The organism is Sporosarcina sp. P19, assembly GCF_002743165.1.
In the GTDB taxonomy this organism is placed as follows: domain Bacteria; phylum Bacillota; class Bacilli; order Bacillales_A; family Planococcaceae; genus Sporosarcina; species Sporosarcina ureae.
In genome coordinates, this window is the sequence record NZ_PDYR01000001.1 from 26,453 (window position 1) to 51,272 (window position 24,820).

Below are 24,820 nucleotides of genomic sequence, written 5' to 3' on the forward strand. Positions count from 1 at the left end.
AGCATTTATAAAATACTCCTATATTTTTTTGTCTCTATAACATATAAGTTTAGACTTACATGTTCAATACTTTTATATACACAAATAAAAAAGGAAGCCACAGGGGAGTGTGGCTTCCTTTTTATCTCGAGTTGGTTGACCGGGAAATTATCGTTCTTTGCTCAACTCATCATGAATGAGATTCATATTGTAGTTTAAGTATTTTACATACGTATCGATCTCGTCACCAGGGTTACCGATTTCGTCAGAGTAGATCTTCTTTTCAGCAATTGGAACGCCAGTCTCTGCAGAAACAGTTTCCATTGGGCGAGAGTCTACGTTAGATTCTACAAATAATACAGGAACTTTGTGATCTTGGATATAATGAACGAGTTCTTTGATTTGCTTAGGTGAACCATTCTCTTCCGTATCGATTTCCCAGATGAATGCTTCTTTCAAACCATAGTGGTCATTCAAGTATTGGAATGCACGTTCACTTGTAACAAGTACGCGGTTTTCTTCAGGTATTGTAGAAATACGCTCTGCAAATTCATCATCCAGTTCTTGAAGACGTTTTACGTACTCGTCACCTTGTTTTTTAATTTTTTCGCCCTCTGTCGGGTGTCTTTCAATCAATGCGTCGCGCATAGCTTCAGCCATCTTGACACCAACAGCTGGATCGATAAACGCGTGTGGGTTGATTTCCTCGTCACTACCATCTTCTCCACCGATGTACATAGGTTCTACTTTTTCAGTCAAGCTATAAATGTTTTCGTCTTTTTGTCCTACGGAATCCATCATTTTGAAGAACCAACCTTTTTCTCCGCCTTCAAGATTTAAACCGTTATAGAATAATATGTCTGCATCTGTTGCGGCTTTGATATCATTGGGCAATGGCTCATATTCATGAGGGTCCGTTCCGGTTGGTACTAAGTTGTATACATCAACGTAATCGCCACCAATTTCACGTGCCATATCTGCAATGATTGTAAATGACGTAACAACTTTCAGCTTGTCGCCTGTTTCCGCTACTTTGTCACCGTCGTCCGTACCTTCTGTCTTCTTGCCTTCATCATCATTACCGCATGCTGCTAACATAAACACAGCGAGCAATGACAAGGTTAGCCATTTTGCTAAATTCTTCATGTGATACACTCTACTCCTTTATGAATAATAAATTTATATTACCGCCGCGGCGGTTGGTTCCTTACTCGGTTGCGCCTGCAATTGATTTACGTTTGAATTTCTTCCGGAACATACTGACAACAACGCCTTGCTTAGGTGAGAATAGGAAGGCTAGGACGAAAATGGCTGTCGCTGCCAATGCGATCACAGGTCCAGACGGCATGTTGTACAAAAAACTGAAATACAGTCCGGCGATGGAAGATACTGCACCGAAAAATGCTGCTAGTACGACCATGACCGAGAGGCGATTCGTTAACAGATACGCTGTAGAAGCGGGTGTGATCAATAAAGAGACAACGAGAATCACGCCAACTGTCTGTAATGAAGCGACTGTAACCAATGTCAATAAAAACATAATCGCGTAGTGAATCAGACGCGTTTTCAAACCATAAGCTGCAGCCATCGTCTCGTCAAAACTAGAAACGAGGAGTTCTTTAAAGAACAACGCTACTACTAAAATGACGATTGCACCGATAATCAATGTCAGCCACATATCAGAACTACGGACAGACAACACGTTACCGAATAAAATCTGCGTTAAGTCCGTCGCGCTTTTAGCTTGTGTGATTAAGATAATCCCGAGAGCGAAAAACGCTGAAAAGACAATCCCGATAGAGGAGTCATTCTTGATTCGACTATTTTGAGATATGGCACCGATACTGAATGCTGTAAGAACACCTGTAAACACTGCGCCATAGAAATAGTTAATTCCAAGCATATAAGAAATGGCAACACCTGGTAGAACAGCGTGGGAAATCGCATCACCCATCAAAGCCATTCCTCGAAGAACGATGAAACTTCCAATCACTCCACAAATGATGCCGACCATGATCGACGTAATCAATGCTTTCTGTAAGAAACTGTACGTCATTAAGTCTTGAATAAACTCCATTACATAGAAACCTCCAAGCCGTCGATCATAAATTCACGGTTATATGCTTTCGCCATATTGTCTGACTGGAACACTTTACTAGTAGGACCTGCATCAATTAACTCTTTATTAATGAGAATCAGACCATCAAAATATTTTTTTACTTTTGACAAGTCGTGGTGAACAACAAAAATCACTTTGCCTTCCGCTTGCATCTCGCGCAAAATGCCAATAATAATCTCTTCACTGGATACGTCAATTCCTACGAATGGTTCGTCAAGAAAGAAGTAGTCCGCCTTTTGGGCTAGCGCACGTGCAAGAAATACCCGCTGCTGCTGGCCGCCCGATAACTCACCAATTTGGCGATTAGCGAAGCTTTCCATTCCCACTTGCTTCAAACACTCCATTGCCCATTCTTTATCTGCTTTACGAGGACGTCTTAGTAAGCCGATCTTAGGATACGTACCAAGCAAAACCGTATCTTTCACGATGATTGGGAAGTTCCAGTCGATATTGGAACGCTGAGGAACATAAGCAATTTGCTTACGCATGGAATCCACCGTCTTACTACCGAATCTCACATCTCCTTGATCTTTATGAATTAAGCCGAGCATAGCTTTCATCAGTGTAGATTTACCCGCACCATTCGGCCCGAGAACACCAATCAAACTACCAGCTCCAAATGAAAAAGAAACGTCTTTTACGACTTCATTTCCGTCATACGAAACACTTACATTATTGACTGTGATCGGATCTATCATCCAGTTTCCTCCTCTTTTCTTTCCCTAGTGCAACTTTTAGATAAAAGGAATACAACTTTTATTTTACTCAAGAAGCAGTATAGTTTTTTTATAAGTAATAATATAAAACAATAGTTTCCCCTATGCAACTCTAATGCATGATTAGGACTATATTGTTTCCCTAGCGCAACTTTCAATAGTATAGCTTACTCAAAAATTTCTGTAAAGTAGTTATTGAAAAATATTCTTGCGGATTTTATCTAGAAGCACATTTAATTGAATAGATGCGTCATATTGTATGTAGTTTATGCTTATATATAGGAAGTAAACTGGACATAGACCCAACTATTAACGTTAAAAAGATCGCGATGGGAAGTTTGGTGAGTGAAAGAAGTAGGGTAAGTACATACTAATGAGATGATGAGAGGAGTAGTGATCAATGAAGAAACTTGCTGGCCCGCTTATAGCCATTATTGTGTTAGTAATTATCGCGGCGATTATGATCGTTCCTTCTTACAACAAGTTAGTGAACTTGGAAGAAGATGTTGATCAGTCGTATGCGCAAATCGAAACGCAATTACAACGTAGAGTAGATTTAATCCCGAACTTAGTGAATACGGTGAAAGGATATGCCTCCCATGAAAAAGAGGTGCTTGAAAACATTGCGAATGCACGTAGTAAAATGGCGGGGGCACAAGGTCCTGAAGAACAAGCTGCCGCAGATTCAGAACTATCAAGTGCATTAAGTCGTTTATTAGTAGTAGTGGAAAATTATCCTGATTTAAAGGCGAACCAGAACTTCCAACAATTAATGGATGAATTAGCAGGTACGGAAAATCGTATCGCTGTTGCACGTAAAGATTATAACGACGTCGTGTCTGCTTTTAATAGAACAGTGAAACGATTCCCAGGTAAAATCGTAGCTTCGATCTTCGGATTCGATGAAAAAGAATACTTCAAAGCGGTCGAAGGGGCGCAACAACCGCCATCAGTCGATTTCGGGGATGACGTGAAGTGATCCACCGCGTCTGCATGTTCCTCGTAGCGCTACTAGTGGCCCTTACCGGTACTACGACCGTTCATGCGATTACAGATGTGGTAGTTGATGACGCGGACATTTTATCACCTACGCAAGAAGCGGAGATAGAAGAGTACGGAATTCGCTTGCAAGCAGCAACAAAAGCAGAATTTGCTGTTCGTACAGTATATTCTCTCGAAGGCGAGCCCGTTGAGGAATATGCATTACGGTTGCTTCGTGAATTGCAATTAGGCGATAAAGAAATGGACAACGGCGCATTGCTTGTCGTTTCCACAGAAAAAGATGAGGCGGCAGGTATCGATCGTAAGTTTTATTTAGCGACTGGCTACGGTTTGGAAGGAGCACTTCCTGACGGTAAAGTGGGACGTTATATTGACGAACTAGCGATGCCGTATTTAAGGCAAGAACAACCAGACCTCGCTATTATGGAAGCGTACAAAGCATTCTATAATGAAATAGCTGCGGAATACGGATTAGAAGGCGATGAGTTGCCAGTCGTATACCCCGAGCAAGGTGATGAAGACGTGGGCATGCCATCATTTATTATCGTGATCATCGTTCTCTATATTCTATTCCGCGTCTTTTTCGGCGGCGGAGGAAGAGGCGGTGGCGGCGGTCCACGTGGCCGATCTAGCGTCGGCCCAATATTCTTCCCTGGCTCCGGTGGCGGCGGCTTCGGAGGTGGAAGTAGCGGCGGTGGAGGCTTTGGTGGCTTCGGCGGCGGTGGTTCCGGTGGTGGTGGCGGAGCAGGCCGAAGTTGGTAAAGGCTTGCTTTGCGGGAAAGTGACGATGACTCGATTTTGAGTTGTTGTCACTTTTTTTGTTGGTTGAGTGCTTTATTTCCGCGGTTATCACTGCAGTGGGGGAGGGCGCTCAATGAATCCTGTTATCCGCTCAATACAGTCCGGCGAGCGCTCTATCAGCAGTGTGATCCGCTCTATCTCGACCCACATTCGCTCATAGTTCCACGATTCCCGCTCTATGCAACTCCTTATCCGCTCTAAGTCCGCGGCCTGATGGCTAATCTCCCACCATTGTATCTGTCGCGCCATCTATCTTTCCGTAGTTATCATTGCAGGGGGGAGGCGCTCAATGAATCTCGTTATCCGCTCAATACAGTCCAGCGAGCGCTCTATCAGCAGTGTGGTCCGCTCTATCTCGACCCACATTCGCTCATAGTTCCACGTTTCCCGCTCAATGCAACTCCTTATCCACTCTAAGTCCGCGGCACGACAGTTTATCTCCTCACATTGTATCCATCGCGCCATCTATCTTTGTCTTCAATGGTTTTCGCTCAATGAATCTAGCGATGCGCTCAATGCCCCCCAGCTAGCGCTCTATCAGCTGCGTGGTCCGCTCTATCACGCTCTAAATCCGCTCATAGTCCCACGTCTCCCGCTCAATGCAACCCCGTATCCGCTCATAACCCCAAGCCAACCGCTCAATCCACCCCAACAACCGCTCAAACCTCACCCAAACCTCCACAAAAAAATGCAAATCACTAGAAAAACAGCCCATTCCATGACATCATAAGTAAAAACGAGGTGACCCACCAATGAAAATTCAATTCTACACAAAACCCAATTGTGAGCTATGCGAAGAAGCGGAACGAATGCTTCACTTGGTCGCAGAGGATTACCCACTCGAGTGGCAGACGATTAATATAGAAGAAGATGACGAAATCCACGAGAAATATATGTTGATGATCCCAGTCATTGAGCACGAAGGGCAAGTGTTAGCATATGGAAATATCGGCTATATCGATGTTTTGGAATTAATTGAACAATGAAAACGCTTTCTTATTGTGTTTCATTTCTGAACATGCTATACTTCATGTATAGTATTTTTTTACACTAGGTGGGACAAGAATAACTAACAGGGACCGAATATAACCCACTTGAAAAGAGTGATGTGAGTGAACTTATCATTTTACGAAGCGCAACTCGCGCTTGTACCTGAACTTCCGCTGTTGATCGAGCAACGCTATCAGATGTTGAAATTGATTAAAGCGTCGGGGCCTGTCGGCAGACGAACACTTAGTTCCATGTCTGGTTATTCCGAAAGGGAAACACGTACGATGCTCGATTTAATGAAAGAACAAGAATTGGTGCATATTGCGAAAGAAGGCGTATCGACTACCGAAAAAGGTATAGAAGTGCTTTTTGTATTACATGATACGATGGAAGAGAAATCGGGCAGACGACAACTTGCGAATGAGTTGGCGGAGCGTCTCGGTATTCTGAAAGTACATGTTGTGGAAGGGGATTCCGATGATTCACCTTTGACGAAAAAGCTGCTCGGCATGCAAGCGGCGAAACAATTTCGCTCGCGCATTAAAGGGAATGAAATTGTCGCTGTAACTGGTGGCAGTTCAGTAGCCGCGATACCATCGTTTATGCAGCAAGACGAATTGCCGAATGTGCAATTCATTGCAGCAAGAGGTGGCGTTGGGGAAGAAGTTGGGTTACAGGCGAATATGATTGCTGCTTCGTTTGCAGAATCGTGTCACGCAACATACAAAGCGTTTTATTATCCAGATACTCTGAGTGAAGAAGCACATGCGGTATTCCAGCACGAGCCTGCTGCGAAAGAGATGTTGGAGTTATATAGTCGCACCGATTGCGTGATCCACGGTGTCGGGGATGCGACGAAGATGGCTGTATTGCGAAACTCTTCCGAAGAAGAACAGCAGATTTTACAGGATCAGCAAGCTAAGGGAGAAGCATTCGGCTTTTATTTTAATCAGCAAGGTGAAATTGTCCATCGTATCCGAACAGTTGGAATTCAGATGGAGCAATTGCAAGACGTTCCGCTCGTGTTCACAGTAGCTGGCGGAGCGAGTAAAGCGGAAGCACTGCTGTCGTATTTAGCAAGTGCACCGTCCCAAACAATTTTGATAACAGATGAAGGGGCAGCACAGAATATGCTGTCGCTCATGTAAACCGCAGAGATAATGCCTAAAAGGCGAAATGATACAACTACTTTAACGGAGGCGATTTATTGTGGCAGTGAAAATAGCGATTAATGGGTTTGGACGAATTGGACGTTTGGTACTTCGCGAAGCATTTGCAACAGAAGATATGGAAGTAGTGGCAATCAATGATTTAGCGGACGCAGAGATGTTGGCTCATTTATTGAAATATGATTCAGTACACGGCATTTTCGATGCTGATGTGCAATCAGATGAATCATCGATCCGTGTAAATGACAAAAAGATTAGCGTGTTTGCAGAAAAAGATCCTGCGAACCTACCTTGGAAAGACCTTGGGGTAGATATCGTCATCGATTGTACAGGTGTCTTCCGTTCAAAAGAAGGATTGCAAAAACACCTCGATGCAGGCGCGAAGAAAGTCATCTTGTCGGCTCCAGCACAAGGTGAAATGACAACACTTGTGATGGGTGTCAATGAAGGAACGTACGATGCAGCGAACGATCACATCGTATCGAACGCGTCTTGTACGACGAACTGTTTAGCACCTGTCGTGAAAGTATTGAACGATTCATTCGGCGTTAAGCGCGGTATGATGACGACGATTCACTCGTATACGAACGACCAGAAAATTCTGGATCTACCACACTCCGACTACCGACGTGCGCGTGCGGCTGGCGTGTCAATGATTCCGACGACAACAGGTGCAGCTTCTGCTGTAACGAAAGTAATTCCTGAACTAAAAGGAAAACTAGATGGAATGGCAGTACGTGTGCCAACTCCAAACGTTTCACTTGTTGACTTTGTAACGGAATTAGAAAAAGACGTAACGGTAGAAGAAGTCAACGCAGCATTGAAGAAAGCATCTGAAGGCGAATTAAAAGGACTTCTGTTCTTCAGTGACTTGCCATTAGTATCTGTTGATTACAACGGAAACACAGCTTCTTCCACAGTAGATGGATTGTCTACTATGGTAATGGAAGACAATATGGTAAAAGTCATTTCTTGGTACGATAATGAGTCCGGTTACTCCGCTCGTTGTATCGATCTTGCACGATATATGAACGAACAAGGCCTATAATTCGATAAAACCATCAATTCTGTTATAAATCGTAGCCATTCCACAACTAACCGATTATAATGAATTAATATGGGTGAGAGGAACGGAGAACCCGTTCCTCTTTTTGTATTTAAGCCGAGGAGGACTTATTGAATGAACACGAAAAAGACGATTAGAGATATTAAATTGAACGGTCAACGCATATTTTGTCGCGTGGATTTCAACGTACCAATGGAAGACGGAAAGGTAACGGATGATACACGCATTAGAGCAGCTTTACCAACAATTGAATATATGACAAACGCGGGGGCAAAGGTTATTTTAGCTAGCCACTTAGGACGTCCTAAAGGCGAAGTGAAAGAAGATATGCGCTTGACACCTGCTGGCGATAAATTGTCTGAGCTTCTTGGGAAACCTGTGAAGAAATTGGATTCATCCATCGGTGAAGAAGTAGAAAAAGCGATTGCGGAAATGAAAGACGGCGACGTGATCTTGCTAGAAAACGTTCGCTTTAATCCAGGCGAGGAGAAGAATGACGCGGGATTATCTAAGCAATTTGCAGAACTTGCAGACGTCTTTGTAAATGATGCATTCGGAACGGCGCACCGTGCACATGCTTCCACTGCTGGCATTGCAGAGTACATACCGGGGGTACTTGGCTTCCTACTCGAAAAAGAATTAGATGTCCTCGGAAAAGCATTGTCTCATCCGGATCGTCCGTTCACAGCGATCATAGGCGGAGCGAAAGTAAAAGACAAAATCGGCGTCATCGATAATTTGTTGGATAAAGTCGATAACTTGTTGATTGGTGGCGGATTGTCGTATACATTCACACGCGCACAAGGTCATGAAACTGGAGATTCATTAGTAGAAGAAGATAAGGTAGAGTTGGCGACGTCTTTCATTGAAAAGGCGAAGCAAAAGGCAGTGAATCTATACTTGCCAACAGATGCAGTCGTAGCGAATAAGTTCGCAGCGGATGCAGAAACTAATACGGTTGCAGTCGATGCGATTACAGAAGGCTGGATGGGTCTGGATATCGGACCGGAAACAGCAGCGCGTTACGAGCAAGTAATTAAAGACTCGAAATTTGTCATCTGGAACGGACCGATGGGTGTGTTTGAAATGGAACCATTCGCAAACGGGACAAAAACAGTGGCGGACGCAATGGCAGAAACAACTGCTTATACGGTAATTGGTGGAGGAGACTCTGCAGCAGCTGTGGAAAAATTTGAAGTCGCGGATCAAATGGATCATGTATCTACAGGTGGCGGCGCGTCACTCGAGTTTATGGAAGGCAAAGAATTGCCAGGAGTCGCTGTATTACAAGATCGAGAATAAGGGGGAATTCTTTTGCGAAAACGAATCATTGCGGGCAACTGGAAAATGTTTAAATTATCTGGTGAAGCTGCAGATTTTGCGGAACACATTAAAGAACAACTCACGGCATCAGATCAAGTCGAAGCAGTCATCTGCCCACCGGCATTGTATCTGAACGATTTACTACAACGTTTTGAAACGACTGCGATCAAAGTAGGCGCTCAAACGATGCATGATACCGACGAAGGGGCATTTACAGGCGAAATCAGCCCGGCTATGCTGGAAGACTTAGGCGTACAGTATGTCATTCTTGGACATTCCGAACGTCGTCAGTATTTCAATGAAACCGACGATACGGTGAATAAAAAAGTACTCGCAGCGTTCAACCATCACCTCGTACCGATAGTATGTGTAGGAGAATCGTTAGAGCAGCGCGAAGCACTTGAAACGGTTTCCATCGTCTCAGCGCAAGTAGAAAAGGCATTTCTTGGCGTCACAGCAGAACAAGCGAAACAATCCGTCATTGCCTATGAACCTATCTGGGCGATCGGCACAGGCAAAACAGCAACAGCTGATGATGCCAATGAAGTATGTGCAGCGATCCGTCATAAGGTCGAAACACTCTACTCAACAGACGTAGCAAATGCTATTCGTATTCAATACGGTGGCAGTGTGAAGCCAGAAAATATCACGGAACTACTCAGCAAGGACAATATCGACGGTGCGTTAGTCGGAGGAGCAAGTCTTGATCCGGCAGCATTCGTTCAATTAGTGGAGGCAGGAACTCATGGTGAATAAACCGGTCGCGTTAATTATCTTGGACGGCTTCGGCTTACGAGATGAAACGTACGGCAACGCGGTAGCACACTCCAACATTCCGAACTTTGATTTGCTATGGGAGAACTACCCTCACGCAACATTAACGGCATGTGGAGAAGCCGTAGGGTTACCAGAAGGACAAATGGGGAACTCTGAAGTAGGTCACTTGAATATTGGTGCGGGGCGTATCGTCTATCAGAGCTTGACGCGCATCAACAAGTCGATTCGTGAAGGTGAGTTCTTTGAGAACGCGACATTGCTTGAGACGATGGAGCATGTCAAAACGAAGGGCTCTGCACTTCATGTAATGGGACTACTATCTGACGGTGGCGTTCACAGTCATTATGAGCATTTATTCGCTTTATTGAAAATGGCGAAAGAACATGGCGTAGAGCGTGTTTACTTGCATGCATTCCTCGACGGACGTGACGTGGGACCGACGACAGCTCTTCCTTACATCAAACGTACAGAAGATGTGATGGAAGAAGTAGGGGTCGGTCAGATCGCTACGGTGTCCGGCAGATACTTTGCGATGGACCGCGACAAGCGCTGGGAACGTGTGCAGAAAACGTATGACGCGATGGTCTATGGAATTGGACCTCATTGTGATTCAGCAGAAGAAGGAATTCGTGCTTCGTATGCCGAAGAAATACATGATGAGTTTATCGAGCCGTTTGTCGTTCAACAAGACGGCAAACCAGTAGCAACGATTGATAACGGAGATGCGGTAATATTCTTCAATTTCCGTCCAGACCGTGCGATTCAATTATCACGGGCGATCACGCAACCGGACTTTGATGGCTTCGATCGAGGCGTGAAAAAATTTACGGACTTACATTTTGTCGGCTTTACGCATTATAATGATGATGTAGTAGCAGACATTGTATTTCATAATGTCAATCTAACCAAAACAATCGGTGAAGTGCTAGAAGACCAAGGCAAGCGTCAGTTGCGTATTGCGGAAACAGAAAAGTATCCGCATGTGACGTTCTTTATGAGTGGCGGACGCGAAGAGACGTTTGAAGGTGAAACGCGCATTCTGATCAATTCGCCGAAAGTCGCGACGTATGATTTGAAGCCGGAGATGAGCGCATACGAAGTAACAGATGCGTTAGTTGCCGAAATCGAAGCGGAACGACAAGATGCCATCATCCTGAACTTCGCGAATCCGGATATGGTCGGCCATAGCGGAATGCTAGAGCCAACCATTAAAGCGATTGAAACGGTCGATACATGTTTAGGCCGAATCATAGACGCATTATCTGCAAAAGGCGGATCGGCTATCATTACAGCGGATCACGGCAATGCGGATGAAGTCACTACAATCGGTGGACAACCTATGACAGCGCACACGACAAATCCTGTACCTGTCATTGTCACGAATCCAGATGTAGTGCTGCGTACAGACGGTATTCTTGCAGACTTGGCACCGACGATGTTGAAAATGTTAGGAATTCCACAACCGGTTGAAATGACCGGAAAATCATTATTCTAAGGAGAGATTTTCATGCCAATCATTACCCACATTCAAGCTAGAGAAGTATTGGATTCACGAGGCAATCCAACTGTAGAAGTAGAAGTATTCACAGAAAGCGGTGCCTTTGGACGTGCAATCGTACCATCCGGTGCATCTACTGGGGAGTATGAAGCGGTAGAACTACGTGACGGCGACGAAAATCGTTATAACGGTAAAGGTGTATTGAAAGCAGTAGATCATGTCAATGAAGTGATCTCTTCTGAACTAGAAGAAAACTATTCTGTGTTGGATCAAGTCGTCATCGACAGAGCCTTGATCGAATTAGATGGTACAGAGAATAAAGGCAACCTCGGCGCGAACGCAATCCTTGGTGTTTCTATGGCAGTTGCACACGCAGCAGCAGATTACTTAGACATTCCATTGTACCAGCATCTTGGCGGATTCAACGCGAAGCAATTGCCGGTACCGATGATGAATATCTTAAACGGTGGAGAGCACGCAGATAACAACGTCGACATCCAGGAATTCATGATCATGCCGGTTGGCGCAGAATCTTTCCGTCATGCACTTCGCATGGGTACGGAAATTTTCCACAGCCTAAAAACAGTTCTTCACGGTAAAGGCTTGAACACAGCAGTTGGAGACGAAGGCGGATTTGCTCCGAACTTAGCTTCTAACGAGGAAGCACTTTCTACTATTATCGAAGCAATCGAAAAAGCAGGTTACAAAGCAGGCGAAGACATCTTGCTTGCGATGGACGTAGCTTCTTCTGAGTTCTACGATCAAGACCAAAACAACTACTACCTTGCAGGTGAAGATATTCGTAAAACATCTGAAGAAATGGTTGCTTGGTATGAAGAGCTTTGCGAAAAGTACCCAATCGTGTCGATTGAAGACGGTTTGGACGAGAACGACTGGGCTGGCCATAAGCTATTGACAGAACGTCTTGGCAATAAAGTTCAACTAGTGGGTGACGATTTGTTCGTTACAAACACAGACAAATTATCACGTGGAATCAAAGAAGGCATCAGTAACTCGATCCTTATCAAAGTGAACCAAATCGGTACACTGACTGAAACATTCGACGCGATTGAAATGGCAAAACGCGCAGGCTACACGGCAGTTATTTCTCACCGTTCAGGTGAATCAGAAGACGTTACGATTGCAGACATCGCTGTCGCTACAAACGCTGGCCAAATCAAAACGGGTGCACCTTCTCGTTCGGATCGTGTCGCGAAATACAATCAATTGCTTCGTATCGAAGATCAATTGTTTGAAACAGCGCAGTACCTAGGCAAAGAGACATTCTATAATTTGAATAAATAATAGCATCTATTACTGGTCAATCGGCATAATTTGTAACAAAAGGTTGTGCCGAGAGACTTGCTTTGGTAGAATAGAAATGTTGTAACTTGCTATTTTTGGAGGTGGAAAACATGCATGCCGTTCTAACAGCATCGCTGATAGTCGTAGCTATAGCATTAATAGTAGTCGTTTTATTGCAATCCGGTAAGAGTGCGGGACTGTCAGGGGCCATCTCCGGAGGCGCAGAGCAACTTTTCGGAAAACAAAAAGCACGTGGATTAGATCTCGTTCTACAAAGAGCGACTATCGTCTTATCCGTCTTATTTTTTGTCCTAACCATTGCGATTATGAAAATATAAAATGCAAGCGCCTGACCATGTTTGAACGGTCAGGCGCTTTTCGTAGAAGGGAACGAAATACATGCGAATTGCCCAACCGAAACCATTCTTCTTTCAACATGGAAAACGTGCGGTATTACTATTGCATGGTTTTACAGGAACATCCGCGGATGTGCGGATGCTCGGCCGCTTCCTTGAAAAACATAATTACACTTCATTGGCACCACATTACCGCGGTCATGGCGTGCCGCCTGAAGAATTGATCGAGACAAATCCTGACCAGTGGTGGCAAGATGTACTGGATGCATATAATGAGCTAAAAGAGGCAGGATATGAAGAGATTGCTGTGGCGGGATTATCGCTCGGTGGCGTATTTTCATTGAAGCTCGCAGCGCAATTTCCGCTAAAAGGTATCGTGACGATGTGCGCACCGATGACGATGAAAACGACGGACTTGATGTGGTCAGGCGTGCTGAAATATGCACGAGACTACAAAAAATTCGCGGGCCTATCAGATGAGCAAATCAAAAGAGAAATGGACGACTTAAAAACGAAGTCCATGCCAGGTCTAGACGGTTTGCAATCCATGGTCCAAGGCGTGCGCGACCAAGTTGACTGCATCTACACACCATTACTCGTTGTTCAATCACGTCACGACGACGTAATCGATCCGAACTCTGCACAAATCATCTATGACGAAGCAGAATCTACAGAAAAAGAACTACAATGGTACGAAGAATCGGGACATGTCATTACACTAGGCCCCGAAAAAGCACAACTTCACAAAAATATACTAAAATTTTTAGAATCCCTTGATTGGCAAGAGTGAAATTAGGGGAAGATATAACTAAAGGAACAAAAGGAGGAGATGGTTTTTTTGGAACCAAATATAAAAGAGTTACAAGAACGGGTTATGTCTTTATTAAAAGAAAAATCCTATATACCGTCCACTGTGCACGAGATACAAGAAGCACTCGGCTTAGAACAGGCGGACGAATTTAAAGACTTAGTAAAAATGCTCGTACAATTAGAACAGAGCGGGAAAATCGTTCGTTCACGCAATAACCGCTACGGCTTGCCTGAACAAATGAATTTAATTCGCGGTAAATTCATCGGACACGCAAAAGGCTTCGGCTTTGTGGCACCAGAGCAAGTAGAGGGCGATGATGTCTTCATCCCGCCACATGAAGTAAACGGCGCAATGAATGGCGACATCGTCTTGGTACGCGTATCAAACGACTCATTTGGAGATCGTCGCGAAGGTGTGGTCACGAAAGTCGTCGAGCGTAAAACGACACAAGTCGTCGGAACGTATCAAGCACATGAAGGCTATGGCTTCGTCTTACCGGATGACAAGAAATTGCCAATGGACTTGTACATCGAAAAAGGTCATTCATTGGAAGCGGTAGACGGTCAGAAAGTTATTGCTGAAATCACGGCTTGGCCAAGCGATGAAAATAATGCGACTGGCATGATCACACAGATTCTTGGGCATAAAAACGATCCAGGTGTAGACATCCTATCAATTATTCACAAACATGGCATTGCGATCGAATTCCCTGAAGACGTCATGAAACACGCGAATAGTGTACCGACGACAGTTCAGCCAGAAGACTTTGAAGGCCGTAAAGATTTACGTAAAGAATTAACGATGACTATTGACGGTGCCGATGCAAAAGACTTGGATGATGCGATTTCAGTCTTCAAAGAAGACAACGGATCCTATCGTCTATTTGTCCATATCTCGGACGTGAGCTACTACGTAACAGAGAACTCTCCAATGGACGTAGAAGCAGCAGACCGTGGTACGAGTGTCTATCTGACAGACCGCGTCATTCCGATGTTGCCACACCGATTGTCGAACGGAATCTGTTCCATCAATCCAGGAGAAGACCGCTTAACACTGACATGCGAAATGAAAGTCGATATGAACGGTAAAGTCATTGATCATGATATTTATCCGAGTGTCATTAACTCCAATTACCGCATGACATACGATGAAGTGTACCAAATCATTGAGCATCAAGAGGAAGAACTATCGAAGAAATACGAAGAGATCGTACCGATGCTAAACGACATGGCCAAACTGGCAAGCATTTTCCGTCAGAAGCGTCAAGACCGTGGCGCCATCGATTTCGACTTCAAAGAATCCAAAATTTTAGTAGATGAAAACGGCTGGCCGACAGACGTCATCATTATTGAGCGTACAGTATCTGAACGTTTAATCGAAGAATTCATGCTAGCTGCCAACGAAACCGTTGCAGAGCACTTCGACCGTATGAAAGTACCTTTCTTATACCGAATCCACGAAGATCCTAAAGAAGAGAAATTACAACGCTTCTTCGAGTTCCTTACGACATTCGGAATCGTCGTCAAAGGAACGGGTAAACAAGTCGATTCAGGTGCATTGCAAGAAATTGTGGAATCAATTGAAGGACTGCCAGAACAATCGCTAATCTCCACGATGTTATTACGTTCGATGCAACAAGCGAAGTATTTCCAAGACAGTATCGGTCACTTCGGTTTGTCGACGGAATACTACACGCACTTCACTGCACCGATCAGAAGATACCCGGACTTAATCGTTCACCGTCTCATCCGTACGTATTTATTCAATAAAGATACATCGGCACAAACGGTTGCACATTGGTCCGCTACACTGCCTGAGATTGCGCAGCACACGTCTGAACGTGAACGCCGTGCAGTAGATGCAGAGCGTGATACGAACGCACTGAAGAAAGCGCAGTTTATGCTCGATAAAGTAGGGGAAGAGTTTGAAGGAGTCATATCTTCTGTTACGAACTTCGGAATCTTTGTAGAGCTTGAAAATACGATTGAAGGACTTGTCCATGTCAAGAACATGAACGACGACTATTATCGCTTCGATGATCGCCAAATGATGATGATCGGAGAACGTACAGCGAAACAATACCGTATCGGGGACGAAGTAAAAGTGCGTGTGACATCTGTTAAACCAGAAGAGCAAGCAGTGGACTTCGAAATCGTTGGAATGAAAGAAAACTTCCGAGGCTCTCGTAAAGAGTCACCAAAAGTTATCCAGGCTAGCAGAGGTAAGAGCAGAGGCCAAGGTGCAGGTAGAGGAAGAAGCCAAGGGTCTAGTAGTAAATCAAGTACTGGTGGCGGAGCGAAGAGTTCTAGCGACAAGCGCAATAAAAAATACGAAAAACCGAAGAAGAAGTTTTATGAAGGTATGCCAAAGAAATCTAAGAAACGTCCAAAGAAAAAATAAGACTGGAGCTTGTCTCCGGTCTTCTGTCAGGGAGGAAGTTGCATGGCCAAAGGAACCGGTAAAGTACTCGCCGTCAATAAAAAGGCGAATTTTGATTACGCAATTGAAGAAACGATTGAAGCAGGAATCGTGCTAAAAGGAACGGAAATCAAATCAATCCGCAAAGGGAAAGTCCAGTTGCGTGATGCCTTTATATTAATCCGTAATAACGAAGCATGGCTGTCGAATATGCACATCAGTCCATATGAACAAGGGAATATCCATAACCATGATCCCGTTCGTGTGCGAAAATTACTGTTGCACAAAAAACAGATTGCTTCGCTCACAGGCACGATGAAACAACAAGGCTATTCGATCATCCCGTTGAAAATGTATATTAAAAATGGCTTCGCCAAAGTATTGATCGGTGTAGGTAAAGGGAAGAAACTCTATGATAAGCGCCAAGACTTGAAAGAAAAAGAGCATAAGCGCGATATGCAACGAGCATTCAAAGCCAATCAACAAGATTGATATTCAAGCCGATTTATTATATACTATAGATAGTTTCAAGTACGACCCGCCGTTTTAAGTGAAACGGGCCTGGGTTCCGGACTTTCCTTCGGGGACGTTACGGATTCGACAGGGGTGGTCTGGGCTTGAGCTGCGCGTCGGAGGGATCGTCTCCGTCAGAAACGACAGTTAATAATAACTGGCAAAACAAACAACAACCTAGCATTCGCAGCGTAAGCTGTTGAATCTACCTTCCGTTTCCATGGCTCATGTGGAGGCGTAAGGTTCACTTATAGTGAGCTACGATGACGTCTGCATTCTGAGGGTGTCATAAGAGATTCCCGGAATAGCGCACAGGACGCCCTGATTGATGGCAGAATGCTTGCGCGAAACCTAAATGATCAATCTACACGCGTAGACGCTGAAGTAGCAGAGCCTTTGGACGTGGGTTCGACTCCCACCGTCTCCATTATGAGATTAAGGTGTAATAAGATGTAAGGGATATTGTACAAGATAACCTCTTGTGTGATATCCCTTATTTTTATTAGGAGAGAGGATTAGCTATGAATGGAAATTTGGACCGACTCACATTAATGAAGAAGAACCTTGATCAGCAACGACCGCTTTCAAAGGAACTGACTAGAATCCTGAAGGAAGACTTTATAATTAAAAGTACATATCACTCCAATGCGATTGAAGGAAATAGATTAACGGTTTTTGAAACGAAGGCAGTGCTGGAGGACGGTATAGTTATTGTTGGAAAATCCATGAGAGAGCACCTAGAAGCTATTAAGCATAAGGAAGCAATTTTAGTTGCTGAAGAAATTGTGCAGCAAGATCAGCCTTTCTCGGAAATGGTGATTAAAGAATTGCATAGCATTGTCTTGCATTCAATAGACAGAGCTAATGCTGGGAAATATAGAGAGCAGAATGTAATCATTTCAGGTGCCTCTCATACGCCACCTGACGCTGTAGTAGTTCCGCAGTTAATGACGGATTTGATCTAATGGTACAATGCCGCTAAGAATTTACATCCAGTGGAAAGAGCGGAGATTCTTCATAGTAATTTTGTGAATATCCATCCATTCACTGATGGCAATGGCAGGACGGCTCGTCTGTTGTTGAATTTAGAACTGGTACGATCGGGTTATTTACCGGTTATTATTGAGACAGAGCGTCGGTTTGAATATTATGAGTTGTTGGATCAGGCTGCTGTTTCAGGGGATTATAAGGGGTTTGTGGAGTTTATAGTGGACTATGAAGAGATGGAATTGGGCCGGTATTTGAGTTTTATTGGATAGGGCTCAACATAGTTAAAGGTACCTGTATAAACTCAGGTACCTTATTGACGTTAAACTTCTATCCCCGCAATCCCAAATCCTCCAGGACCAGAATGTGTCGAGATCATACCACCCGCTTCAATCCAAAGACTATTTTTGAATCCTTTTTCTCGTGCGATTTCATTGATCCGTTCTTTGATAGTTTCACTAAGGCCGATTGAATAAATAAAATAAATTTGTTGTCTATCTATGTCGTATTGCTGTAAATAGTCTAGCAGTAAACTCTCAGCCACTTTGCTCATTTTTCCACGATATTTTTTAGTCGAAACAAGCTTACCTTCTACTAATTCAATACATGGTTTGATTTTTAGCAAGGCACCTCCAAGATACGCCATATTGCTGACTCGTCCGCCAGCTCTTAAAAAATCTAAGCTGCCAGGAACGAAGGCAAGTCTTGCTTTTGGAATCTTTGCTTCGATTTTTTCTAGCAAGAGGATAGGATCCATTTCAGGTTCTTCCTCCAGCAGAGCCACCGCATACATAATCACCGCAGTTAATCCGCCAGTAACGTTTAATGCATCTAGTAAATAAATATCCTCTACATCTTCCGCTGCTGTTAACGCATTTTGATAGGAAACAGATGCCTTTGATGTATAGCCTATATGAACGATTGTATGATCAGGAAATTCTGTTCGAATCTTTTTGAAAAACTCTTGGTATTCATGGGTATTCGTGGCGGCAGTGGACGGTATCTTTTTAGTGCGGTCGTAAAAATCAAATATGTCTTGTACAGGTAGATGACCGTCTAAATAGTCCTGGCCGTCCATAATGACGTGCATGGGTACTACATGGATGTTGTGTTTCTTTGCTAGAAATTCTGGTAGATCGGCTCCGCTTTCGGTTGTTAGGATGATTTTTTTCATTGTAAGTCGCCTCCAGCTTATATTATATGTGTAGGTTTTTGAATTCACTTTAACTATACATGATAGATAGGGGATGTATGTTGGGATTTATGAAATATGTAAAGTTGTAGTTTTACTTATATGGATGGACTGATATTTTACACGGGTACCTTATACCCAATAGTTTCATTAATTTGTCAAGTATTGTTGACATACTATTATAATGGTAGTATATGGGTAGAGCATAAAGAAAGTACCAGGTTCCTACACAAATCAGAAACAATTCTGAATTGAAATAGAGTTGTGTAAGGACCTTTCGTCAATATATATAAATCAATATCTAAGGAAGAGATAGATATTTTACCAAGAGTACTTTGAAAAGGAGATTTAACTATGTCTGAAACAACTATGATTCAACAACTTTATGATCAAATTGATAGATTAATTTCAATGCAAAGCACTATGTTATCTGTAGTAGGAGTTCTTTTCGCGCTAATTATTGCAGTGTTTGCATTTTTTCAGTGGAGAATTAATAACAGAGATCAAGATATAATCATTAAAATAGCTAAGGAGCAGTTAATCGAAAGTTTGATAAATAATTATAATTTGTTAGATATAAATGAGAATAAAAATACATTGCTAAAAATTGTAGATAGAAACGAAAGAACTTTCAAAGAAAATAATGACACAGTTTATGAGTTAAAAGTGAACTCAATCAACCTCAATTACGATTTGCAATCTTTATCTCTAAGATTACAGAGGTATTTAATTTTAGAAGAGAAAATTTTATCAACTATTACAAGTGAAGACTACATTGATAATGAGATACGAGATCAAATATTAGAGAGTATTATAGATTTTAAGAACAGTGAAGGAAAACACATTGAATTAGTTCAAATAATGTCACACAATTTATTCAACTTATTAAATCTTCACTCAAAAGAAAAGATGGATAAACTTTCTTTTGATATTGAGAGTATTTCAAAAGACAATAAAGAGTATGTTTGAAAAGTTTTTAGTAAAAGTCCGTCTATAAAATCAGGATTTTATTATGTTATCTTTTGAATTGCGTTTAACTTTTATCATGAGAAATCCTTTTTTTTACTTCCTAAACTAATTTAGAGAGTGGTTTGTGATGGAGAACAAAAAGGAATTAGGTTTATTTGTGAAATGTAAAAAAGAATGTTTGAGGTGAAATTATTATATGTTGAGTAAGGATTCAGAAAAAATTTTAAAAGAATTAAAAAAACAACAAAAAAATTATCGAGAAAAAGAGGCTAAAGAGGGTGAAACGAGTAAATTATCCTATGATGAAATTAAAGATTTATTCCCTGGATATGCTCATATTCAAGTAATTATGTTTTTAAAGTATTTACTAGAAGAAAGATATATATATAATCATCTTGATGGAAAAGAACATCACTTTGGAACTAAAGAATTGCAAAATGGTTCAGTTCAAATAGTAATAGGAGAAAGAGGTGTTGCCTATCTTGAGAATAAAAAATATATGTTGTTAGCTAAGACGATTCCTGTGTCAGTTTCTGTTATTAGTTTAATTATTTCTTTGATTAATTTATTTATTAATTGATATGCATTTATTATCACAATATTAAATGTCGATTAGATCACTTGTTTTTTAAAATTCCCTCTAATAAATGTATGAAAATGTTTATAATCGTAAATTTTAAAAACAGGTACCTGTGTGAGAAACAAACGTGAATGTTAAAACAATCATGAAAGTTTCGTGCACAGGTACCTTTATTTAAAAAAGATTGAGTCCCCAATTAATCCGAAAACGATTCTAAGTCGCCTACGAAATTGCTTAAGACCCAGCCCACCTCGTTCCACTTCTAACAGCACAGCCTTCATTCTGCACACTGAAGTCCCGCCAGGAATGTAGAAAAAAACATCTTGCTTTCGGCATCTAGATTGTACTCATTGCCTAAAGAGAGCCAATCATACAGCAGACCGCGCATACATCTTGAAAGCATGCGGATCAGCGCTTTATTATTGGTGTTTTCCGGCAGATTTCCCTCTTTGATTGCCGTGACGATAAATTCATCCAGAATGGTATACAACCCTCTGTCATGTATAGAAAAGAAATTGCCTTCTCTTTCCATAAGACCGCTGACATAGACCGTCCTCATCATGTCTTTTCCCAACTCGAATTCAAGGTAATGCATTTGTCGTTCCACTAAATACAGCACTTTTTCATTGAACGTTAACGTTTCCGGCATAACTGAAACCACTTTTATGTAATATTGGTCGATTTCTTTGAATTTTTCCATGAAGATATCATATTTTGAACTGAAGTGGCCATAAAAGGCACCTTTGGAACTTTCACTTTTCTTCACAATTTCATCTACGGTTACATTATCAAATCCCTTTTTTCGAAACAGCTCCAGCGCGGTCTCCAATATGCGCTTCTTCGTCTGTTCAGCCTGGATTTGTCTAGCCGATTTCTTCATAGCAATACCCCCCGATGATATTATACCTCATAAAATATAAAACTATTTTTCAGAATATATTGACAGTCTTGTGAACATTCAATTAATATATAGACTATAGTCTAAGACTACGGTCTATTCAAATGAACAGGAGGGATTTAATGGATTGTGTAGGCGAAAGAACACTTCGTGACCTGTTAAATGAGAAATTGCATCAGCATCCTGACAAGACATTGTTTTTATTCGAAGATGCCAATCGTCATGTCTCACAAAAAACCTATAGTGAATTTGAGGATGAAGTGGATCGGCTAAGCCGATATTTCCTTAACTTGGGAATACGAAAAGGTGAACATGTCACATTACACATGCCGAATAACTTGGAGTTTTATACAATTTGGTTTGCTTTGGCGAATATAGGGGCTGTCATGGTGCCTACGAATATTTTATCCCCTGCGAGCGAGATGAACTATATTATCTCTAATTCCCATTCAGTCATGTTGATTACAGAACAGCCTTATTTAGACAAGTTCGCGGATGTGGAAACTCACTGCCCCGCAATCCGTTACAGAATGCTCACAAGAAGTCAGCCTGTTGATGGTTACTTATCCTACAATGATGCGCTAATTTTTGAAAGCGATTACAAATGCGCGTTGCCTGAGCTTAATAATGAAGATACCGTCGCCATTCTATACACGTCAGGCACTACTTCGAAACCTAAAGGTGTGTGTGTTACGCATGCTAACTATTTATTCGTCGGCGAACAGATGGCGTTAAACTTACAGCTGACTGCCGAAGACCGGGCCTTTATCGTCCTTCCGCTGTTCCACGGTAACGCTCAATACTATTCTTCCATGTCGGCTTTAACCGTTGGCGCTTCAATAGCTTTAACTGAAAAGTTCAGCGCATCCCGTTATTTTGAGCAGGCCAATCAGCTGCAAGCTACAGTCGGTTCACTGTTCGCTGCGCCTATTCGCATGATTTTAGCTAAAAACGAATCAATGAACGTAATTAAGAACACTCTTCATACAATTATCTTCGCACAAAATGTCGCGGCAGAACAATTGAACTGCTTTAAAGAACTCGCCGGTGTCAGATTAAGTCAGCTGTACGGGATGACAGAAACGATAGGCATTCCGCTAATGAATCCGCTACACGGCGTATGCAAGAATGAAAGCATTGGCAGACCGACTCTAGCGTACGAAGTGAAATTGGTCGATGAACAAGGTAATGAGGTTAAAAAAGGTGCTCCAGGACAGATCTTGATCAAAGGCCATCCGGGGCGCACCATTATGAAAGAGTATCTGCAGAATTCACTGGCAACTGAGGAAACGATACAGGACGGCTGGCTTCGCACAGGCGATAATGCCCGTATTGGAGAAGATGGATACTATTATTTCGTAGATCGCGTAAAAGATATGATTAAGCGATCTGGAGAAAATGTGGCCACCATTGAGGTGGAAAGTGCCTTAGCCTCCCATCCAGCTGTGTACGAAGCAGCAGTGATCGGTGTGCCGGACGATATGCGCGATGAGGCGATTAAAGCTTTCGTTATATTGAATGAAGAAATGGACGTAAGGGAGGATGAGCTGTTGGCTCACTGCCGAACACAGTTGGCTAAATTCAAAGTCCCTGATTCCATTGATTTTTTAGATGACTTCCCAAGAACATCTGTGGGTAAGATTCAAAAAAATAAGTTGGTAAATTACATTCCAGTTAAATAGAGGGGAGACTTTTTATGAAAAAGTTTAAAGTATTGTTGGCGAGCTTGTCAGGTTCTATTATTGAATGGTATGACTTTTACTTATACGGAACAGCCACTGGAATTGTATTTACTACACTTTTCTTCCCAAATGAAAATCCCGCCGTATCCATTTTGATTGCATTTGCCACATTCGGGGCGGGATATGCAGCACGACCGCTGGGTAGTATTATATTTGGCCATATGGGAGACAGGATTGGACGGAAAGCTTCCTTGATGATCACGCTCATCGGGATGGGCGGTAGTTCTTTCTTGATTGGATTGTTGCCGACCTACGCGGCAGTCGGTATCCTGGCGCCAGCCATGCTGGTCATACTGCGGTTGATTCAGGGAATTTCTCTGGGAGGAGAATGGGGTGGAGCTGTCCTCCTTGCTACAGAGAATGCCAGCAAAGGAGTACGAGGGTTGTTCGGTTCCATCCCACAGCTGGGCGTACCAATTGGGCTAGTGCTTGGCACATTCAGCTTCACAATTATTAACAGCTTCACTACGGAAGCACAGTTCATGGCATGGGGCTGGAGAATTCCGTTCCTGTTCAGCGGCGTCCTCATTGTACTTGCGCTCTGGATACGGAGTAGCATCGAAGAAACCCCAGAATTTCAACAACGTAAAGAGTCTGGCAATATCGAGAAGATGCCAGTACTGACGCTGTTCAGAAATAATTCCAAGGATATGTTCCGAATCATCGGCTTGAAACTGGGCGACGGCTTTTTCAACGTATTCCTTATGTCATTTATTCTGGTGTACGCTACAACGTATATCGGCTACTCGCGAGACACGGCTCTGCTTGCCCTTTCACTGAGCTGTGCAATGATGCTGATTACGATACCCGTAGTGGGATACCTATCTGATTTCATCGGACGTAAAGTGATTTATATTTCTGGGCTAATCGGCATGTTGGTGTTGACAATTCCTTATTTCATCGGCATTTCCAGTAGTACATCTACATTCTTTATCATGCAGATTGTGTTGCTTGGTGTCGTCTGGGCTGCCATTTTTGCGACACAAGGGACGTTTTTCTCAGAGTTGTTCCCCGCGAATGTTAGATATACAGGGCTGTCACTCGGATATCAAATAGCCGCTGCGATTGTTGGGTTCGGGCCGATGATATGGACTACCATGGCGGCCAATTACGGTCCTTCTCCATGGATTTTCGGCGGATTTATGATAGTAGCCCTTCTCGTTTCGCTAGTTTTGGCCATCTTCTCACCAGACACGAGAAAAGTTTCGCATTACGATGAAACTGTCCATGAGGAAGAAGAGGTCGTATCGCGTGTGTCAGCGGAACCTTTGCTCACTACTGCAGCGGAGGTACGTGAATAATCAATTATCTACGAGCTCCCGACATGTTGACTGTCGGGAGCTCGTATTCTTCAGCCGCATTATACAGTTGTGTGCCATCACCCAAACTTCATAATCCGCAGGAACCTTGATTCCTGCTAGATTTTATTCATAAAACACCTTTTTGAAACTATGAATAAAATAAAGGCATCTATAAATTAGTTGCCTGTCTTTTAAAATAAGGTATCTGTGTATGAAACTTTCATGAACGTTCAAACAATCATGAAAGTTTCTCGCACAGGTACCTTTTAAAGTGACTACAAGTCCCTAGACAAGTCAGAAATAATTCT

The 24,820-nt window shown here is 42.7% G+C and carries 23 protein-coding genes, 1 other RNA gene and 1 pseudogene; 20 read left to right on the forward strand and 5 right to left on the reverse strand.

Annotated features, from left to right (window positions below):
* Nucleotides 1-147 precede the first annotated feature (147 nt).
* The 3 genes from CSV74_RS00155 to CSV74_RS00165 all read right to left on the reverse strand — a co-directional run bounded on the left by CSV74_RS00155 (nucleotide 148) and on the right by CSV74_RS00165 (nucleotide 2,796).
* Nucleotides 148-1,125 (reverse strand): metal ABC transporter solute-binding protein, Zn/Mn family, encoded by a 978-nt coding sequence (locus CSV74_RS00155; RefSeq protein WP_199170295.1) that lies wholly within the window; start codon nucleotides 1,123-1,125, stop codon nucleotides 148-150.
* A gap of 61 nt (nucleotides 1,126-1,186) precedes the next feature.
* Nucleotides 1,187-2,056, reverse strand: coding sequence for a metal ABC transporter permease (locus tag CSV74_RS00160; protein ID WP_099690138.1), 870 nt, complete (start codon nucleotides 2,054-2,056; stop codon nucleotides 1,187-1,189).
* Entirely contained in the window at nucleotides 2,056-2,796 is a 741-nt protein-coding gene (locus CSV74_RS00165; RefSeq protein ID WP_099690139.1) for a metal ABC transporter ATP-binding protein, read from the reverse strand. Before CSV74_RS00165 ends, CSV74_RS00160 begins: the two co-directional genes overlap by 1 nt.
* A 418-nt stretch (nucleotides 2,797-3,214) precedes the next feature.
* On the opposite strand from CSV74_RS00165, the gene CSV74_RS00170 reads away from it, so the two are divergent.
* From CSV74_RS00170 to CSV74_RS16830, 16 genes and pseudogenes are all read left to right on the forward strand, one after another.
* Nucleotides 3,215-3,793 carry a LemA family protein gene (locus CSV74_RS00170; protein WP_099671327.1) on the forward strand — a complete coding sequence of 193 codons (579 nt, stop codon included), beginning with the start codon at nucleotides 3,215-3,217 and terminating at the stop codon, nucleotides 3,791-3,793.
* Nucleotides 3,790-4,578, forward strand: a complete 789-nt coding sequence (locus tag CSV74_RS17075) for a TPM domain-containing protein (RefSeq protein WP_099690140.1) — start codon at nucleotides 3,790-3,792, stop codon at nucleotides 4,576-4,578. The genes CSV74_RS00170 and CSV74_RS17075 overlap by 4 nt, the downstream gene beginning before the upstream one ends.
* A 791-nt stretch (nucleotides 4,579-5,369) precedes the next feature.
* Nucleotides 5,370-5,603: a glutaredoxin family protein gene (locus CSV74_RS00180; RefSeq protein ID WP_099690141.1), complete on the forward strand. Its 234-nt coding sequence runs from the start codon at nucleotides 5,370-5,372 to the stop codon at nucleotides 5,601-5,603.
* Nucleotides 5,604-5,729: 126 nt separating this feature from the next.
* Nucleotides 5,730-6,755: a sugar-binding transcriptional regulator gene (locus CSV74_RS00185; protein WP_099690142.1), complete on the forward strand. Its 1,026-nt coding sequence runs from the start codon at nucleotides 5,730-5,732 to the stop codon at nucleotides 6,753-6,755.
* A 61-nt stretch (nucleotides 6,756-6,816) separates the two neighbouring features.
* Nucleotides 6,817-7,824: a type I glyceraldehyde-3-phosphate dehydrogenase gene (gap, locus tag CSV74_RS00190; protein WP_099690143.1), complete on the forward strand. Its 1,008-nt coding sequence runs from the start codon at nucleotides 6,817-6,819 to the stop codon at nucleotides 7,822-7,824.
* 132 nt (nucleotides 7,825-7,956) lie between these two features.
* The gene (locus CSV74_RS00195) at nucleotides 7,957-9,144 is read left to right on the forward strand and encodes a phosphoglycerate kinase (RefSeq protein ID WP_099690144.1); all 1,188 of its coding nucleotides are present in this window, start codon (nucleotides 7,957-7,959) and stop codon (nucleotides 9,142-9,144) included.
* Between the two features lie 12 nt (nucleotides 9,145-9,156).
* A complete protein-coding gene (gene tpiA, locus CSV74_RS00200) occupies nucleotides 9,157-9,921 on the forward strand; it encodes a triose-phosphate isomerase (RefSeq protein WP_099690145.1) in 765 nt (254 codons plus the stop codon).
* A complete protein-coding gene (gene gpmI, locus CSV74_RS00205) occupies nucleotides 9,911-11,437 on the forward strand; it encodes a 2,3-bisphosphoglycerate-independent phosphoglycerate mutase (protein ID WP_099690146.1) in 1,527 nt (508 codons plus the stop codon). The genes tpiA and gpmI overlap by 11 nt, the downstream gene beginning before the upstream one ends.
* Before the next feature lie 12 nt (nucleotides 11,438-11,449).
* Entirely contained in the window at nucleotides 11,450-12,745 is a 1,296-nt protein-coding gene (gene eno / locus CSV74_RS00210) for a phosphopyruvate hydratase (RefSeq protein ID WP_099690147.1), read from the forward strand.
* Between the two features lie 110 nt (nucleotides 12,746-12,855).
* Nucleotides 12,856-13,083: a preprotein translocase subunit SecG gene (secG, locus tag CSV74_RS00215; protein WP_085426945.1), complete on the forward strand. Its 228-nt coding sequence runs from the start codon at nucleotides 12,856-12,858 to the stop codon at nucleotides 13,081-13,083.
* Nucleotides 13,084-13,144: 61 nt separating this feature from the next.
* Nucleotides 13,145-13,891 carry an alpha/beta hydrolase gene (locus CSV74_RS00220; RefSeq protein WP_099690148.1) on the forward strand — a complete coding sequence of 249 codons (747 nt, stop codon included), beginning with the start codon at nucleotides 13,145-13,147 and terminating at the stop codon, nucleotides 13,889-13,891.
* Nucleotides 13,892-13,930: 39 nt separating this feature from the next.
* A complete protein-coding gene (gene rnr, locus CSV74_RS00225; RefSeq protein WP_099690149.1) occupies nucleotides 13,931-16,312 on the forward strand; it encodes a ribonuclease R in 2,382 nt (793 codons plus the stop codon).
* A 42-nt stretch (nucleotides 16,313-16,354) separates the two neighbouring features.
* Nucleotides 16,355-16,822, forward strand: a complete 468-nt coding sequence (gene smpB, locus CSV74_RS00230; RefSeq protein ID WP_029054058.1) for an SsrA-binding protein SmpB — start codon at nucleotides 16,355-16,357, stop codon at nucleotides 16,820-16,822.
* Nucleotides 16,823-16,912: 90 nt separating this feature from the next.
* Nucleotides 16,913-17,273, forward strand: a transfer-messenger RNA (tmRNA) gene (ssrA, locus tag CSV74_RS00235).
* A 91-nt stretch (nucleotides 17,274-17,364) separates the two neighbouring features.
* Nucleotides 17,365-17,808: a Fic family protein gene (locus tag CSV74_RS16820; RefSeq protein ID WP_233190693.1), complete on the forward strand. Its 444-nt coding sequence runs from the start codon at nucleotides 17,365-17,367 to the stop codon at nucleotides 17,806-17,808.
* Nucleotides 17,809-17,823: 15 nt separating this feature from the next.
* Nucleotides 17,824-18,102: pseudogene (locus tag CSV74_RS16830) on the forward strand (Fic family protein); the annotation flags it as partial.
* Between the two features lie 50 nt (nucleotides 18,103-18,152).
* Here CSV74_RS16830 and CSV74_RS00245 read toward each other — a convergent pair.
* On the reverse strand, nucleotides 18,153-19,004 hold the full coding sequence (locus tag CSV74_RS00245) for a DegV family protein (RefSeq protein WP_099690150.1): 852 nt from the start codon (nucleotides 19,002-19,004) through the stop codon (nucleotides 18,153-18,155).
* Between the two features lie 372 nt (nucleotides 19,005-19,376).
* Between CSV74_RS00245 and CSV74_RS00250 the strand changes: the two genes are divergently transcribed.
* On the forward strand, nucleotides 19,377-19,991 hold the full coding sequence (locus CSV74_RS00250) for a hypothetical protein (RefSeq protein ID WP_099690151.1): 615 nt from the start codon (nucleotides 19,377-19,379) through the stop codon (nucleotides 19,989-19,991).
* 196 nt (nucleotides 19,992-20,187) lie between these two features.
* Nucleotides 20,188-20,571: a hypothetical protein gene (locus CSV74_RS00255; protein ID WP_099690152.1), complete on the forward strand. Its 384-nt coding sequence runs from the start codon at nucleotides 20,188-20,190 to the stop codon at nucleotides 20,569-20,571.
* A 277-nt stretch (nucleotides 20,572-20,848) separates the two neighbouring features.
* On the opposite strand, the gene CSV74_RS00260 is transcribed toward CSV74_RS00255, so the two are convergent.
* Nucleotides 20,849-21,451 carry a TetR/AcrR family transcriptional regulator gene (locus tag CSV74_RS00260; protein WP_099690153.1) on the reverse strand — a complete coding sequence of 201 codons (603 nt, stop codon included), beginning with the start codon at nucleotides 21,449-21,451 and terminating at the stop codon, nucleotides 20,849-20,851.
* A 140-nt stretch (nucleotides 21,452-21,591) separates the two neighbouring features.
* Between CSV74_RS00260 and CSV74_RS00265 the strand changes: the two genes are divergently transcribed.
* Both CSV74_RS00265 and CSV74_RS00270 read left to right on the forward strand, forming a co-directional pair.
* Nucleotides 21,592-23,151 (forward strand): AMP-binding protein, encoded by a 1,560-nt coding sequence (locus CSV74_RS00265; RefSeq protein ID WP_099690154.1) that lies wholly within the window; start codon nucleotides 21,592-21,594, stop codon nucleotides 23,149-23,151.
* A 14-nt stretch (nucleotides 23,152-23,165) separates the two neighbouring features.
* Complete coding sequence (locus CSV74_RS00270; RefSeq protein ID WP_099690155.1) at nucleotides 23,166-24,512, forward strand: MFS transporter; 1,347 nt, start codon at nucleotides 23,166-23,168, stop codon at nucleotides 24,510-24,512.
* Nucleotides 24,513-24,820 lie beyond the last annotated feature (308 nt).

Excerpts from the sequence above, each read along its gene's own strand:
- CSV74_RS00220 (WP_099690148.1), top strand. The coding sequence starts at position 13,145 with ATGCGAATTGCCCAACCGAAACCATTCTTCTTTCAACATGGAAAACGT.
- CSV74_RS00160 (WP_099690138.1), bottom strand. The coding sequence starts at position 2,056 with ATGGAGTTTATTCAAGACTTAATGACGTACAGTTTCTTACAGAAAGCA.
- smpB (WP_029054058.1), top strand. The coding sequence starts at position 16,355 with ATGGCCAAAGGAACCGGTAAAGTACTCGCCGTCAATAAAAAGGCGAAT.
- CSV74_RS00255 (WP_099690152.1), top strand. The coding sequence starts at position 20,188 with ATGTTGAGTAAGGATTCAGAAAAAATTTTAAAAGAATTAAAAAAACAA.
- CSV74_RS00265 (WP_099690154.1), top strand. The coding sequence starts at position 21,592 with ATGGATTGTGTAGGCGAAAGAACACTTCGTGACCTGTTAAATGAGAAA.
- gpmI (WP_099690146.1), top strand. The coding sequence starts at position 9,911 with ATGGTGAATAAACCGGTCGCGTTAATTATCTTGGACGGCTTCGGCTTA.
- CSV74_RS00155 (WP_199170295.1), bottom strand. The coding sequence starts at position 1,125 with ATGAAGAATTTAGCAAAATGGCTAACCTTGTCATTGCTCGCTGTGTTT.
- CSV74_RS00180 (WP_099690141.1), top strand. The coding sequence starts at position 5,370 with ATGAAAATTCAATTCTACACAAAACCCAATTGTGAGCTATGCGAAGAA.
- eno (WP_099690147.1), top strand. The coding sequence starts at position 11,450 with ATGCCAATCATTACCCACATTCAAGCTAGAGAAGTATTGGATTCACGA.
- CSV74_RS00195 (WP_099690144.1), top strand. The coding sequence starts at position 7,957 with ATGAACACGAAAAAGACGATTAGAGATATTAAATTGAACGGTCAACGC.
- rnr (WP_099690149.1), top strand. The coding sequence starts at position 13,931 with ATGGTTTTTTTGGAACCAAATATAAAAGAGTTACAAGAACGGGTTATG.
- secG (WP_085426945.1), top strand. The coding sequence starts at position 12,856 with ATGCATGCCGTTCTAACAGCATCGCTGATAGTCGTAGCTATAGCATTA.
- CSV74_RS00270 (WP_099690155.1), top strand. The coding sequence starts at position 23,166 with ATGAAAAAGTTTAAAGTATTGTTGGCGAGCTTGTCAGGTTCTATTATT.
- CSV74_RS00170 (WP_099671327.1), top strand. The coding sequence starts at position 3,215 with ATGAAGAAACTTGCTGGCCCGCTTATAGCCATTATTGTGTTAGTAATT.
- CSV74_RS00245 (WP_099690150.1), bottom strand. The coding sequence starts at position 19,004 with ATGAAAAAAATCATCCTAACAACCGAAAGCGGAGCCGATCTACCAGAA.
- CSV74_RS00250 (WP_099690151.1), top strand. The coding sequence starts at position 19,377 with ATGTCTGAAACAACTATGATTCAACAACTTTATGATCAAATTGATAGA.
- CSV74_RS16820 (WP_233190693.1), top strand. The coding sequence starts at position 17,365 with ATGAATGGAAATTTGGACCGACTCACATTAATGAAGAAGAACCTTGAT.
- CSV74_RS00165 (WP_099690139.1), bottom strand. The coding sequence starts at position 2,796 with ATGATAGATCCGATCACAGTCAATAATGTAAGTGTTTCGTATGACGGA.
- CSV74_RS00260 (WP_099690153.1), bottom strand. The coding sequence starts at position 21,451 with ATGAAGAAATCGGCTAGACAAATCCAGGCTGAACAGACGAAGAAGCGC.